Raw genomic sequence first — 14418 nt, 5'->3', positions numbered from 1 at the left:
GTATGATGTTAGTACGCACTTTAAAAGCACATAGTATCATGAATGATACTATTGGGGCATTTTCGATTGGAGGAATACAAATGACGAAGGAATCAGTGCGAGAATTCAATTGTGAAAAGGAACTGACATTGGCTTTAATCGGAGGCAAATGGAAAATGATTATCCTTTGGCATTTAGGAAAAGAAGGGACCAAACGCTTTGGTGAACTAAAGCGGATGCTGCCGAAAATTACACAAAAAATGCTTACCAAACAGCTTCGAGAATTGGAAGAAGATGAACTCATTCACCGGGAAGTCTACCGAGTCGTACCTCCAAAAGTTGAATACTCTCTTACTGAACACGGGGAGTCATTAATTCCTATCTTAGAGTCCATGTACCAGTGGGGACGCGCATATATTGACACTGTTGGGAAAGAAAAAGAGGATGTCCACTATTCTATTTTATAAATCCAGGTCACTAGGATGGTTTTAAAGAGTGGAAATGTAAATGTTGATTAGAGGAATGCTGGGAGAATGAGAGGTTTTCAGTGTTTAAGTATTCTTATCCCAGATGGAACCTCATGAAGAAAAGGGGCTCATGTTGGCGGGCCTCTTTTTATTGTGCCTAGAATTATAACCATTTATGAATAGGAAAGGGTGGCTATACAAAGGGGTGTACGAGGTTATAAAAGAAATGATTTAAAAAGAGGGGGCTATTCCCTGGACGTCTTAGTAAAAGAAAGGAGTGGTCTTCTCTAAAGCGAATACAGAAGAAGAGGCGATCATGGAATAGGATGGAGCACTTCCATACAAATGATTAGGTTTCATTCGTTCTTCTCGACAAAGGACAGAGTATAGATAACTTCGAAGATTTATGATACTATTTTTCAGTGGGTTCTCATTAGGAGAGCGCTTTTTTTATTGGAAACGTTACCTAGGTAATAAAATGGAGGTGCTATCATGAGCTTAGTTTTTCACCATGTCCAACAGTTGTCCAGGAATTTGAATCAGTATTTGAATGAAGCGTTAGAAGGGGAAGACATCTTTATGTCTCATTGGGCGATTTTGTTCAAAATTCATTCCAATGAGGGCTGTCTGACTCAAGCAGAACTTAAAGAGCGTCTGAACATCGAGGCCCCTCCACTATCGAGGGCTATTGCGAAGCTTGAAAGCCTCGGATATATTGAAAAATATAAAAGCGAAGATCAACGTACAAATGATATTCGTATGACCGAAGCCGGGCTAAAACGCTATCCATATTGGCAAAAGGCGATTCAGCAGGCGGAAGAACGCCTGTTGAGTCGTTTCGGGGAGGATAGAGAAGAAGAATTAGAAAGCCATGTGCTTACACTTTCACGAATGATTGCTGAAGAAAGGGGGAAATGCTGATGGAAAATAAGCCTCGTTTATGGACAGGAAGTTTTTTGAACGTATGTGCAAGTAACTTCTTCGTTTTCTTAGTTTTTTACTTATTGTTTGTTACCATGCCCATTTACACTATGGAATCTATCGGTGTTGCAGAAGGGAAAGCGGGATTAGTGATTACTGTATTTCTTCTTGCTGCCATTTTTATTCGTCCGCTTTCAGGTCAATGGACAGAATCGTTTGGAAGAAAACCGGTGGTCATCACGGCCTTAAGTATTTTTCTCGGGAGCACTTTCTTATATTTGTGGTTCGAATCATTCTCTGCTCTATTAGTCATCCGGTTTATTCAAGGGATTGGTTTTGGTATGGGAACAACTGCTTTAGGAGCCATTGCTGCGGACATCATTCCTGAACAGCGAAAGGGAGAAGGACTTGGTTATTTCGCCATGTCGATGAATTTTGCCATGGTCATCGGTCCTTTCTTAGGATTGACGCTTGTACAGAAAGCTAGTTTTACCGTGATGTTTATCGTTTGTATTGGTTTGGCGACAATTGCGTTTCTATCAGGTCTTGTCACCCGTGTGGTTGAACAAAAGGTTCCGGCTCAGAGAAGTTTAGTGCCGAGCATGCAGACGCTTTTAGAAAAACCTGTAATTCCCATTGCCCTGACTGGCGCGGTGATGGCGCTTGCCTATGCGGGCGTACTATCCTTTGTTTCTGTCTATGCGAATCAACTTGGATTGGCAGAAGCAGCCACTTATTTCTTTGTCGTCTATGCGCTGGTCCTGCTAGTTTCTCGACCATTTACCGGTAAATGGTTCGATCAGTATGGAGAAAATGTCATTGTGATTCCATCTATTATTGTTTTTGGTGTAGGTTTACTGACCCTTAGTTTTTCCAATACCGCCTTCATTTTATTGGTTTCAGGAGGGTTAATTGGTCTGGGATGGGGAACACTCGTCCCTAGTATGCAGACCATTGCCCTAAAGAAAGTCCCAGAAAAGGCAGGGGCAGCAACGGCCACCTTCTTTACGATTTTTGATATTGGTATGGGAGTAGGATCCTATGTAGTGGGAGCCATCGCAACAGGGATTGGTTTTTCTTCCCTTTACTTTAATAGCTCCTTTATCGTTTTTGGAGCTGTTGGTCTTTATTTTCTACTGCATGGTCGAAAGGTACGGACGAACAAAGGTCAGCAGGTTGAATATAGTAGATAAGAAGGAGGACTTTCCCTCCTTTTTTTGTTAAGATTTAATTGAAAACGCTTACAAAGCAGTGAAGGGGGAGACGGTTTTGAAAGAAAAAGAGAACCGGATGGAAACAGACATGATTCACGGTTCACAAAAAACGGAGAAAGGTTACGGAAGTTTGGCGACACCAATCTTCCAAACTTCCACATTTTCTTTTGGTACAGCAGCTGAAGGAGCCAGAAGGTTTGCGGGGGAAGAAGAGGGCTACATTTACACACGGCTCGGTAATCCAACCGTTAGAGCGCTTGAAGATCGCATTGCTGTGCTCGAAGGTGGGGAGAGAGGGCTGGCTTTCGCTTCAGGAATGGCCGCCGTTTCAGCCGTGCTGATTGCCCTCACCAAAACGGGGGATCATGTATTATGTTCGAACGGATTGTATGGTTGTACGTATGGGTTGTTACAAATGTTTGAAGAGAAATATAAGATTACCCATGACTTCAGCTTCATGGCAACAGAAGAAGATGTAAGAAATGGAATCACCGAAAAAACCCGCTGCATTTTTATCGAAACCCCCATCAATCCTACGATGAAAATGATAGATCTTTCCATGGTCGCACGGGTCGCTAAAGAATATGGCATTCCTGTGGTTGTGGACAATACTTTCTGTACCCCCTACTTACAACGTCCGTTAGATTTAGGATGTGACATTGTGCTGCACAGTGCCACGAAATATATCGGTGGCCATGGAGATGTCATCGCAGGTCTTGTGGTAGGAGAAAAAGCCTTTATGGATGACCTTGCCATGTCACAACAGAAAGATATTGGTGGTATTCTTTCTCCATTTGATGCTTGGCTTTTATTAAGGGGGCTTAAGACGTTGCATGTTCGTATGGATCGTCACAGTTCAAACGCCGATGAAATCGCACGGAAATTGAAGGAACATCCCAAAATTAAGCATATCTATTACCCAGGAATGAAAGAGCATGAGCATCATTCCATCGTACGCAAGCAGATGAGAACAGGCGGCGGGGTGCTCGCTTTTGAATTAGAAGGATCAAAAGAGGAAGCGCAGCAGTTCATGGACCGTCTCCGTCTTATTCAGATTGCTGTAAGTTTAGGAGACGCAGAAACTCTTATTCAACACCCAGCTACAATGACTCATGCCGTTGTACCAGAAGAGAAAAGGCGAGAAATGGGAATAGGCGATTCGCTTATTCGCCTATCTGTTGGGTTGGAGGCCCTGGATGACATATGGGGAGATTTAGTTTATGCGTTAAATGAGGTTTGATTTTATTACCCTCCTACCAAGGAGCCGTTGTCTATTTAGGCAGCGGCTTTTTACATGTACAAGGAGGGATGCTCTAAGGAATGAGGGTTCGTTTCGGTTGGTGTTTATCCAATAGGTCACAGGGAAAAGTAATAGCAGGTTGACTATATGATCAAGATAAAAAATAGAGCCACAGAAAGGGACGATGGAGATGTTAAAGAAGTTATTTGGCGGTAAAAAGAGTGTAGAGGAGCAAATGGTTGCCCCTCTAGATGGAAAAGTCGTATCACTTGATGAAGTGGATGACCCTGTTTTCAGTCAACGCATGATGGGTGATGGTGTAGCGATAGAACCGACGGGTGGAAAAGTAGTAAGCCCTGTAGCAGGAGAAATTGTCCAACTGTTCCCCACCAATCACGCGGTAGGAATCAAAACAAAATCTGGTGTGGAAGTGCTTGTACACATCGGCCTTGAAACGGTATCTTTGGAAGGGGAAGGTTTCGAAGGGCATATCAAAACAGGTGATAAAGTGAACGCTGGTGATCACTTAATCACCTTTGATATGGATCTAGTAAGAGAAAAAGCAAAAAGCACGATCACCCCTGTCGTCATTACGAATTATGATGATAGGGTCGAACAGTTTCATCCTTCATATATGGATGGAGCACATGCTGGGGAATCAACGATTATCACGGTGAAAACGAAATAGTCTGGGAGAGCCTGAGGAACATAACCATACCTCAGGCTTTTTTATATCGTTCATTTTTGAAAACGAGCAATTGACTTCAGAAAGGGCGTTATGTCCTTTGCTCAAATAACGGCTCCTAGGGAGGAGCGAACGAAGATTATAAGAGGTGTTTGGTAACCATCCATAGAGGGCTTATAATGAGGGAAGGAATAATAGGAGAAGTGCAATCTAAGGAGGTCGTCACATTGACAAACCGTGATGTGCAATTAAGAAGAGCAGCGGAAAACGAAATTTTAAAACAGAAAGAAACGGTAGAATCCGATCCATATAGGCAAAAATATCACCATATGCCTCCGGTCGGACTGATGAACGATCCAAATGGACTGATTCAATGGAAAGGGACTTATCATTTTTTCTATCAGTGGATGCCCTTTGAAACAGCTCATGGAGCAAAGTTTTGGGGCCATTATACATCGAACGACCTCATCCATTGGAAACATGAAAATATAGCCTTAACCCCGTCTGAAGTCTTTGATCAAGGCGGCGTGTATTCTGGAAGTGCGGTCATCCATAACGATCAATTGCACCTTTTCTATACAGGAAATATCGATGGAGAACAGAAGCCTGAAACAGAGTACCAATGTCTAGCCATATCCGAGGACGGTGTAACTTTTGAGAAGAAAGGCATCGTTATCGAGACTCCAGCTGGGTACACGGCTCACTTCCGGGATCCAAAAGTATGGAAGGAAGACCAAATTTGGTACATGGTTGTGGGTGCCCAATCGGAAGATCTACAAGGAAGTGTTCTCCTGTTTTCCTCTAATGACCTTCGGAATTGGGAAATGGTCGGTCCCATTGCTGGAAGCAAACAAGGCGGCTTAGGGGAATTTGGGTGTATGTGGGAATGCCCGGATCTTTTTGAATTAGACGGCAAAGACTTATTAATCGTTTGTCCTCAGGGGTTGGAAGCAGATGGGATGAACTATGCTAATACATATCAGAGTGGTTACTTTGCAGGAGAGTTAAATAAAGAAGAAGGGAAGTTCTCTCACGGTCATTTTCAAGAATTAGATCGGGGGTTCGAATTTTATGCACCACAAACAATGATAGATGAGAAAGGGAGAAGGTTATTTGTGGGATGGATGGGAGTTCCGGATCAATATGAACAGGCTCACCCTACCGTCGAGAACCATTGGATTCATTGTATGACCATCCCCAGAGAGCTTAAATGGGATGGTAAGAAGATCATCCAAGCGCCAGTACCAGAGCTTAAGGAAATGCGCGGGCCAGTATTGATGCATTCATCCGTGACCATTAAAAATGACCAAAAAGCGGTGAGAGGAGTCCAGGGAAGAGCGATTGAATTGAATCTGGAATTTGATGAACTGGAGGATCAATTTGCAATCGAACTCTTCCAGTATGCTTCCTTAAGTTATAAGGATGATGTCCTTACGCTTTCGCGCCCTCACCTGGAGGACAAATCGAAAACGGAATTTCGTCGTGTCTTATTAGACAGAGATTTAAAAAATCTCCGTCTGTTTATTGACCATTCTTCTTTGGAAGTATTTGTGAACGAAGGAGAAGAGGTGTTCACTTCAAGGATTTACCCTCAGCCTAATGAGGAACACATTCTCTTTACATCATTAGGGGCTACGACATTCTCTGTAGAAAAGTGGGGATTGAGTGGATACCAATATCGATAGGGGAGAAAAAAAGGCCGACTTTCTGATTAAAGGATGAATATGGTAAGATAATCTTATGTAAATTGCACGAAGGGGTCATGTTTATGAGTCAATCTTCCAAGAAAATGAAAGCAAAGGAACGGAGGGAGTATATTCTTTCTCTGTTGAAACAAAAAGGCTCCCCCATTACAGGGAGCTCTTTAGCAGCAGAAATGAACGTTACTCGACAGGTGATTGTCGGGGATGTATCATTGTTAAAGGCAAAAAATGAGCCGATTGTAGCCACCAGCCAAGGCTATATGTATATGAGGGATGTCAAAGAGGACTTGGCTTATCAACGTACCATCGTGTGTCAACACAAGGGCGACGATACAGAAGAAGAGCTGAATATTTTAGTAGATCATGGCGTCCATGTGCTGGACGTCGTAGTAGAGCACCCGATTTACGGTGATTTAACCGCACGGCTGAGAATTTCCAACCGCCGGGATGTAAAGAAGTTTATTGAAAAAGTTTATTCAACCCAAGCTTCTTTTTTACTTGAATTAACAGGCGGTATTCATACTCATACAATAGCCGCAGATAGCAGGGAGGCTCTTGATGAGGCAGAAGCCGCGTTAGAAGAAGCGGGTATTTTAATGGGAAAATAACAAACTGAGATTAGAAAGAGGTAGGCATGTGGAATCTAGAGCCTATCTCTTTTTCATTGTCTGCCTTTTAAATTCTTTTATAAAAGGGAAAGCGTGTCTTAATTAATGGTTATGAAGAATATGATATATTTATATCAGTGATTTCTTGTTAGAAAAAGGAAGGTGGCCACATTGAACATTGTGCCGATTTTTGTGAGTATCATTCTCACCTTGAACGTGTTGCTGGCCTTGGCCATCATCTTTCTGGAACGGAGAGATGCCAGTGCAACATGGGCCTGGTTAATGGTCTTGCTATTCATACCTGTTGCAGGTTTCTTTCTTTATTTAATTTTCGGACGCCGTCTGAGCAATAAAGAAATATTTACGTGGGATAAAAAGAGTCGTCTTGGTCTTTTGGCAGCTGTTCAGGAACAGTTGACAGCAATTAAAGAAAATGAATTGAAAGTGCAGCATGAAGAAATTATTCCCTATGAAGATTTGATTTATATGCACTTGAAAAATAACGATGCCCTATTATCTCAAAATAATGAGGTGGAAATTTTTACTGACGGGCAAAAAAAGTTCCATGCCCTTATAGAAGACCTTGAAAAAGCAGAAGATCATATTCATCTCCTTTACTATATTTTGAGAGATGATAATCTAGGTCAACGCCTGGCAAACGTGTTGCAGAAGAAAGCGAAAGAAGGCGTGGAGGTCAAGTTATTATATGATGATATGGGATCACGCTTACTGCACCGTTCGTTTAAACGGGGCTTGAAAGAAGCGGGGGTACAAGTGGAATCCTTCTTTCCATCTCTCATTCCGAAAGTGAATATGAAAATCAATTACCGTAATCACCGGAAACTTGCGATCATTGATGGGGAGATAGGCTATATCGGTGGATTCAATATCGGGGATGAGTATCTGGGGTTCAATAAGAGGTTCGGATACTGGCGTGATACCCATCTGCGAGTGGAAGGGGAAGCGGTGAACAATATGCAAACACGCTTCATCCTAGATTGGAATCACGCTTCCAGACGCGATATTGTTTATAAAGAACGTTACTTCTGTGCGAAGCCTAAAGGCGATGTAGCCATGCAAATTGTTTCTAGCGGTCCAGATTCAGAGTGGGAACAGATTAAGCATGGCTATTTGAAAATGATACTGTCTGCTAAAGAGTATGTTTACATCCAAACGCCTTACTTTATTCCGGATGACAGTCTTCTTGATGCACTTAGAGTAGCTGTATTATCAGGGGTGGATGTACGGATTATGATTCCGAATAAGCCTGACCATCCATTTGTCTATTGGGCGACATTTTCGAACATAGGCGATATGCTGAAAGCCGGAGCTAAAATCTACGTCTATCAAAAGGGATTTCTTCACGCGAAAACAATTGTGGTAGATGGAAAGATCGCTTCTGTTGGGACAGCGAATATTGATGTTCGAAGCTTCCGTTTAAACTTTGAAGTGAATGCATTCGTTTATCATCCGGAAGTAGGTCAGAGCCTCTCCGATCGTTTTCATGAAGATATTGTCGAATCGACAGAGCTCACTTATAAACTTTATCAAGCAAGGTCCAAGTGGGTTCGCTTCAAAGAAGCGATTTCAAGGTTATTATCACCTATTCTTTAAGGAAGCTTTTTTAATAGGACATTTATTCTCAATCGTAAGCTCAATCGATGAAGTGACCCACACCATGAATAACTGAAAAAAGACCCTGCGCTTATTTGCGCAGGGTCTTTTTAGAGAGAGGTTGTTTGGTATTGGTACTTCTTTGTAACAATTTGGAAAGGCTGTAGGGACTTTGTAAATCTAACAGTATTGGAGGGGGGATCGTATCTGTTTGATGTATAAGTCCCTCCAGCGTTTCCGTTCTTCGCATTCTTTTATCACGTATTCTTCATATCTGTTCAATTATCGAGAGGTTAGCGTGATTTGGACGGTTGTTGGTTTCCCGTCACGGTAAACTTCAAGCTCAGCAGTATCTCCATCTTTCGCTTGGTTGTAGAGATACTGACGCAGGCTGATGAGTGACTCAATTTCTTTCCCGTCGATGGCGGTGATGACATCGTATCGTTTGAGTCCCGCTTGGTCAGCAGGGGAGCCTTTTTCGACGCCTTGGACAAGGACGCCTTGAGTAATGTCTTCGGGTAACCCTAATTCGCGTTGTAACACAGGGTTAGGGATTTGGGTTAGGTCTTGAAGGGAAACTCCCATGTAAGGACGTTCAACTTCACCGTTTTTCTCCAGGTCTTTGATAACAGGTTTAGCGACGTCCATTGGAATGGAAAATCCAATCCCTTCAACTTCTGCTTTAGCAATCTTCATAGAGTTGATTCCAATGACTTCGCCTTGCAGATTGATGAGCGCACCACCGCTGTTACCCGGATTGATGGCTGCATCTGTTTGTAAAACCTCCGTCTGCCAGTCTGGCTGTTGGTCACCGTTCATATCAACAGGGATATTACGGTTCAAGCCACTGACTATACCTTTGGTTACGGACCCTGCGAATTCCATGCCTAATGGGTTGCCGATGGCTATAGCTGTCTGCCCGACCTCTACGTCACTGGCTTTTCCTAACTCAGCAACCTTTTGTACATGTTCGCTATCTATTTGTAAAACGGCCAGATCTGTCAAAGGGTCACTGCCTTTCAATTCGGCTTCAACTTTAGTTCCATCACTTAAAATGACTTCGAGCTCTGAAGCATTCTGAATGACGTGATGGTTGGTGGCAACAAAAGCTTTATCACCGTCTTTCTTATAGATGACCCCTGAACCTGTACCGGCTTTTTCAGCACCTTGGCCAGCGTTTTGGACATTGCTGATCCCGACGACGGCCTTCGAGACTTCATCGACCGCTTGTGTCACGTCTTCCTGTTTTTTGTCGAGATTCAGTTCATTCGCTTGTGCTGTCGGCTTTTCTGTATGGACATCTATGGATATCCCTTGCCATTGAAAAACCGTTGTCACTATAAATACAGCGACAATAGCCCCTAAAACACTGAAAGCTAATCCGGAACGTTTGTATTGTTTCTTCTGGTTTCGATCCTGTTCATCAAACATGGAGAAACGGACGCCCCTTTCAATAAGACTCGCTGTCAATCTCTTTGATGTTTCCCTCTGACAATTCTTATTCTACAGTGGAGTTATGGAATGATTTTGGTCTAAATGTGGAAAAAGTGTGTAAAGCAGGAGTAAGAACAAAAAATATGAGAGAATGAGGCAAAAAGCTATGGTAGGAGGATTCGATCTATGAATCAGATGATCGGACTTGTTGAAGATGATCCAAATATAAGAGATATCGTAAAAGCCTATTTAGAAAAGGAAGGGTATCAAGTGCTGGCCGTGGATACTGCTGAAAAGGCTTGGGACATTTTTCAGGAGAAGAAGCCTGATATATGGGTGTTGGATATCATGCTTCCTGGAATGGATGGGTATGAATTTTGCAAGAAAATCCGCCAGACCTCAGAGGTCCCGATTATTATCATATCAGCTAAAGATGAAGAAGTGGATAAAATTTTAGGACTCGAACTTGGCGGAGATGATTACTTAACTAAACCCTTTAGTCCAAGAGAACTTGTAGCAAGGACCAAAAGGCATTTAAAACGGTGGGAAGCAATGAGGCTGAATGCTGAAGAAGAACAAGAGACCATTAAAGTAGGGGCCCTCGAATTGAATGAATCAGAGCGACAGGCCTATTTTAACGGAAAAGAAGTCGAAGTAACTACAAAGGAATTTGAAATGTTAAAAATCCTGGCTTCACAGGAGAATCGTGCATTTTCCCGGGAGGAACTGTTAATTAAAGTCTGGGGAGAGGATTACTACGGGAGTGACAGAGCTGTTGATGACCTAATTAAAAGACTGCGGAAGAAAATGAAAGAACTGCCGATCGAAACGGTTTGGGGCCACGGCTACAGATTGAGGGAAAAACGCTCATGAAACTTCTCTATCAATTAAATGCAGCTTTTGCGACATTAATTATTATCATTATGTCAATCACTGCTTTCTTTATCTATTCTTTGCTGATGGACATGTTGATCCAGGACGAACAACGTCAGCTTAAGGGGCGTGCTGATCTACTGGTAGACATTATTAATGAGCAGGATCCTGAACGGACCCCTGAACTTTCCCAGCTTCTTCAGGATCGAAATTATCCAATATTATTATTTGATAGGGAAAGAGATGAAGTTTTATTTCGTACGATGCCTGCTATAGTGGCTTATTCATGGGTAGAAAGGTACGATAAGGAGCTTGTAGATCAGGAAGTATGGGAAACGATGGGCGAGAAGTATGTCGTCTATGATTTTCCTGTCAGCAGAGATAATAATCAAATTCTTGTGATGGCGACACCGATGAATGACCTGCAAGAAGTCCAGGCCGGGTTTGCAGCTAGAATGGTGGTTGTCTTTCTTATAGGTTTATTACTCGCCATTATCGTTAGTTATGTGTTGACATGGAGACTCGTAACTCCTCTAACGAAATTGAAGCAAGAAGTAAAAAAAATTGAGAAACGGCAGTTTTCTGACGTGAAAAAAGTACAAGCCTCTGGCGAAATCAAGGAAGTTGAACAGAGTCTCCGCCATATGGCATCTGAACTCTCAAGGTATATTCATTCGCAAAAGCAATTCTTTCAAAATGCTTCTCACGAATTAAAAACTCCGCTTATGTCAATTCAGGGTTATGCAGAAGGAATCAGGGATGGAATTTTTGAAGGAGAAGCAGCAGAGAAAGGCTTGAATGTGATGGTGAGTGAAACGGAACGATTGAAGAAAATCGTGAATGAAATGATCCTGTTAGCCAAACTCGACAGTAGTGAAGATGTATATAATCCTGAAGGGACAGAGATTTCTGAAGTGATTATGCAGGCGAGAGACCGCCTGTATCCACTTGCGAATGAAAAAGGAATTAATCTGACAACGGAAGACATCCATCCATTCTATTCAGTTGTAGACCGGGAGCGCATCCTGCAGGCAATGATCAATATTTTGAGTAACGCTGTTCGCCACGCAAAAGGTCATGTAGCCATCACCACAGAAGCGGGGGTATCCCATTACAGAATTAAAGTGATGGATGATGGTCCGGGGATTCCAGAGGATTTGCTTCCTCAACTTTTCGAACGTTTTATTAAAGGAAAGGAAGGGGAAACCGGTCTTGGCCTTGCCATCTCCAGAGCAATTATAGAACGGAGTGGCGGAAGAATATACGCCTATAATCGTTCAGAACAGTCAGGCGCTGTTTTTGAAATTGAGTTTAATCAAAAGAGTGAGAATAACTAAACATGGTATAATAAAGGGCAAAGAATGATTCCATGTTGGAAAGTGAGGAATTAGAATGGAAGCAAAACCTTGCATAGATTCTTTAACGGTTAAGAGCTCGCACGTTTTACCACCAGATACAAATAATCACGGTACGCTTTTTGGCGGGAAATTAATGGCACATATCGATGACGTGGCAGCGATAGCCGCTGTCAGGCATTGTAGAAAGCCTGTCGTGACAGCATCGACAGATTCCGTCGACTTCCTGCACCCCGTTTTTGAAGGAGACGCGATCTGTCTTGAGGCCTTCGTAACTTGGACGCATAATACATCCATGGAAGTCTTCGTCAAAGCGACGACGGAAAACCTATTGTCAGGTGAAAGAAGAGTATGCACAACGGCCTTCTTGTCTATGGTGGCGGTTAATGAAAATAATGAACCTTCCCCAGTGCCGGGAGTCTATCCAGAATCGGAAGAAGAAAAATGGCTGCATGAAGGTGCCCAAAAACGTCGAGAGCATCGAAAAAATAGAAGGAAAGAATCCAAAGAGCTTGCAGAGGAATTTGGCACTAGCTTACCTTGGAAACGTGATTCTTAAAGAAGTTTCCGCCTTTTATGAGCGATGTTTGAAAAAGTCCATAAATGATGAAATGAATCCATACGTAATAAACGAAAGAGCTTATGAGAACTTTTCATGAGCTCTTTTTGTTTAGAAGTAGGAAGCCTTGGAGTTCCCTTTGATCATAGAACGTTAATAGAATTTTGAAATTTCATTATTTAGGAAGTAGTGGAAGGGGGACATATATGATAAAATAGTCGAGTTATTGTAGTTCTTCGTTTATATGTAAACGATTACGGGAAGTGACGGAAAATGGAAATTTAACTGGAGAGGTGATTTTTTGATGGTGGAAAATATACTTACTTTTCTGAATGACTGGATGTGGGGGACAATCCTTGTAGTGGCGCTTCTTGGTTTAGGCTTATGGTTTTCAATCAGGTTGAATTTTGCGCAATTCCGCTATATTCCAGAAATGATTCGTGTTCTATTTGATAAGCGTTCGATTTCTGCAGGAGGAAAGAAGGGAACATCCCCCTTTCAGGCCTTTGCAATCAGTACAGCGTCTCGCGTAGGAACAGGGAATCTGGCTGGAGTTGCAGCGGCCATAACAGTTGGTGGCCCCGGAGCTGTATTTTGGATGTGGATTGTAGCCATTCTCGGAGGTGCGTCAAGCTTTATCGAAAGTACGCTTGCCCAAGTATACAAAGTTCCTGATAAAAACCAGTATCGTGGGGGGCCGGCCTATTATATTGAAAAAGGTTTAAAGAACAGAGGACTAGGTATTGTATTTGCTATAACGATTACATTCACATACGGGCTTGTTTTCAGCTCTGTCCAATCTAATACGATCCGTCTTGCTTTTGAGAACTCATTCAATGCTGATAAATGGTTGGTGGGTGGTTTCCTTACCTTCATCGTCGCCATCATTATTTTCGGCGGGTTGAAGCGAATTGCACAAGTGACCCAGTTCATTATTCCAATCATGGCTATTTTTTATATTATAATTTCTGGATACGTATTGATTGTTAACATCGGGCAGGTACCTGAGATGTTTGGCCAGATTTTTGCCGGGGCTTTTGGATTTCGTGAATTTGCCGGTGGAACGTTTGGCGCGATGATTTTGATTGGAATTAAGCGCGGATTATTCTCTAATGAAGCTGGTATGGGGAGTGCTCCAAACGCTGCGGCTACCTCTGAAGTGACCCACCCTGTCAAACAGGGCTTGATTCAAACGTTGGGCGTTTTTACAGATACATTGCTAATTTGCAGCGCGACAGCTGTCATCATTTTGTTTGCTGGTGACTATGCTGGAACAGACCTAGATGGAATACAGCTTACACAGGCTGCATTTGAATCCCAATTAGGAACATGGGCCGCTATTTTTATTGCGATCGCCATTTTCCTTTTTGCCTTTAGTTCAATCATTGGAAACTATTATTATGGTGAAACAAACATCGAATTCATTAAAACAAGCAAACCGGCTATCTTCCTATATCGAGTCGGTGTTCTTCTTATGGTTCTGTTCGGTGCTATCGCTGAATTCGGTCTTGTTTGGTCCCTTGCTGATTTGACGATGGGAATCATGGCATTAATTAACCTGTATGCGATTTTCCGTCTATCCTCCGTCGCTTATGCAGCTTTGAAAGACTATAAAACTCAAAGGAAAGCAGGAAAAGACCCTGTCTTTTATCAGGACCATCTTCCAGGTGTCGAGGGGATGGAGTATTGGAGAAGAGATCAAACCTCCGAAAAAGAAGAAGGATGATAGGCAGAACTGTCCCAGATTTATGATGGGGCAGTTTTTT

Annotated in this window: 13 protein-coding genes; 12 read left to right on the top strand and 1 reads right to left on the bottom strand. The window is 42.5% G+C overall.

Translation table 11 applies throughout. The annotated features are described in order from the left end of the window. The first annotated feature begins 80 nt into the window (after positions 1-80). From BLW54_RS03215 to cls, 8 genes are all read left to right on the top strand, one after another. Positions 81-446, top strand: coding sequence for a winged helix-turn-helix transcriptional regulator (locus BLW54_RS03215; RefSeq protein WP_035506858.1), 366 nt, complete (start codon positions 81-83; stop codon positions 444-446). Positions 447-938: 492 nt separating this feature from the next. Beyond that, complete coding sequence (locus BLW54_RS03210; RefSeq protein ID WP_051744042.1) at positions 939-1367, top strand: MarR family winged helix-turn-helix transcriptional regulator; 429 nt, start codon at positions 939-941, stop codon at positions 1365-1367. Next, positions 1367-2560 carry an MFS transporter gene (locus tag BLW54_RS03205; protein ID WP_074733229.1) on the top strand — a complete coding sequence of 398 codons (1194 nt, stop codon included), beginning with the start codon at positions 1367-1369 and terminating at the stop codon, positions 2558-2560. Before BLW54_RS03210 ends, BLW54_RS03205 begins: the two co-directional genes overlap by 1 nt. Positions 2561-2636: 76 nt before the next feature. After that, positions 2637-3821, top strand: a complete 1185-nt coding sequence (gene megL, locus BLW54_RS03200) for a methionine gamma-lyase (RefSeq protein ID WP_244153466.1) — start codon at positions 2637-2639, stop codon at positions 3819-3821. 190 nt (positions 3822-4011) lie between these two features. Continuing rightward, positions 4012-4509: a PTS sugar transporter subunit IIA gene (locus BLW54_RS03195; RefSeq protein WP_074733228.1), complete on the top strand. Its 498-nt coding sequence runs from the start codon at positions 4012-4014 to the stop codon at positions 4507-4509. A gap of 224 nt (positions 4510-4733) precedes the next feature. Next, positions 4734-6191, top strand: coding sequence for a glycoside hydrolase family 32 protein (locus tag BLW54_RS03190; RefSeq protein ID WP_244153465.1), 1458 nt, complete (start codon positions 4734-4736; stop codon positions 6189-6191). A gap of 83 nt (positions 6192-6274) precedes the next feature. Then, positions 6275-6817, top strand: coding sequence for a transcription repressor NadR (locus BLW54_RS03185; protein ID WP_074733226.1), 543 nt, complete (start codon positions 6275-6277; stop codon positions 6815-6817). A 171-nt stretch (positions 6818-6988) separates the two neighbouring features. Then, positions 6989-8431 (top strand): cardiolipin synthase, encoded by a 1443-nt coding sequence (gene cls, locus BLW54_RS03180; RefSeq protein WP_051744040.1) that lies wholly within the window; start codon positions 6989-6991, stop codon positions 8429-8431. 282 nt (positions 8432-8713) lie between these two features. On the opposite strand, the gene BLW54_RS03175 is transcribed toward cls, so the two are convergent. Further along, the gene (locus tag BLW54_RS03175; protein ID WP_035506849.1) at positions 8714-9862 is read right to left on the bottom strand and encodes a S1C family serine protease; all 1149 of its coding nucleotides are present in this window, start codon (positions 9860-9862) and stop codon (positions 8714-8716) included. 189 nt (positions 9863-10051) lie between these two features. Between BLW54_RS03175 and BLW54_RS03170 the strand changes: the two genes are divergently transcribed. The 4 genes from BLW54_RS03170 to BLW54_RS03155 all read left to right on the top strand — a co-directional run bounded on the left by BLW54_RS03170 (position 10052) and on the right by BLW54_RS03155 (position 14378). After that, a complete protein-coding gene (locus BLW54_RS03170) occupies positions 10052-10738 on the top strand; it encodes a response regulator transcription factor (protein ID WP_074733225.1) in 687 nt (228 codons plus the stop codon). Continuing rightward, entirely contained in the window at positions 10735-12075 is a 1341-nt protein-coding gene (locus BLW54_RS03165; RefSeq protein ID WP_035506843.1) for a sensor histidine kinase, read from the top strand. Before BLW54_RS03170 ends, BLW54_RS03165 begins: the two co-directional genes overlap by 4 nt. A gap of 55 nt (positions 12076-12130) precedes the next feature. Further along, a complete protein-coding gene (locus tag BLW54_RS03160) occupies positions 12131-12652 on the top strand; it encodes an acyl-CoA thioesterase (RefSeq protein WP_035506841.1) in 522 nt (173 codons plus the stop codon). A 304-nt stretch (positions 12653-12956) separates the two neighbouring features. Further along, complete coding sequence (locus tag BLW54_RS03155) at positions 12957-14378, top strand: alanine/glycine:cation symporter family protein (protein ID WP_035506840.1); 1422 nt, start codon at positions 12957-12959, stop codon at positions 14376-14378. The last annotated feature ends 40 nt before the right edge of the window (positions 14379-14418 follow it).

The organism is Halobacillus karajensis (assembly GCF_900108515.1).
GTDB classification, from domain to species: Bacteria; Bacillota; Bacilli; order Bacillales; family Halobacillaceae; genus Halobacillus; species Halobacillus karajensis.
This window is presented reverse-complemented; position numbering and strand designations above follow the sequence as displayed.

Bases quoted from the DNA above. Each gene is read 5' to 3' on its own strand.
- BLW54_RS03165 (WP_035506843.1), top strand. From the start codon at position 10,735: ATGAAACTTCTCTATCAATTAAATGCAGCTTTTGCGACATTAATTATT.
- BLW54_RS03175 (WP_035506849.1), bottom strand. From the start codon at position 9,862: ATGTTTGATGAACAGGATCGAAACCAGAAGAAACAATACAAACGTTCC.
- BLW54_RS03170 (WP_074733225.1), top strand. From the start codon at position 10,052: ATGAATCAGATGATCGGACTTGTTGAAGATGATCCAAATATAAGAGAT.
- BLW54_RS03185 (WP_074733226.1), top strand. From the start codon at position 6,275: ATGAGTCAATCTTCCAAGAAAATGAAAGCAAAGGAACGGAGGGAGTAT.
- BLW54_RS03215 (WP_035506858.1), top strand. From the start codon at position 81: ATGACGAAGGAATCAGTGCGAGAATTCAATTGTGAAAAGGAACTGACA.
- BLW54_RS03160 (WP_035506841.1), top strand. From the start codon at position 12,131: ATGGAAGCAAAACCTTGCATAGATTCTTTAACGGTTAAGAGCTCGCAC.
- BLW54_RS03210 (WP_051744042.1), top strand. From the start codon at position 939: ATGAGCTTAGTTTTTCACCATGTCCAACAGTTGTCCAGGAATTTGAAT.
- BLW54_RS03205 (WP_074733229.1), top strand. From the start codon at position 1,367: ATGGAAAATAAGCCTCGTTTATGGACAGGAAGTTTTTTGAACGTATGT.
- BLW54_RS03195 (WP_074733228.1), top strand. From the start codon at position 4,012: ATGTTAAAGAAGTTATTTGGCGGTAAAAAGAGTGTAGAGGAGCAAATG.
- BLW54_RS03155 (WP_035506840.1), top strand. From the start codon at position 12,957: ATGGTGGAAAATATACTTACTTTTCTGAATGACTGGATGTGGGGGACA.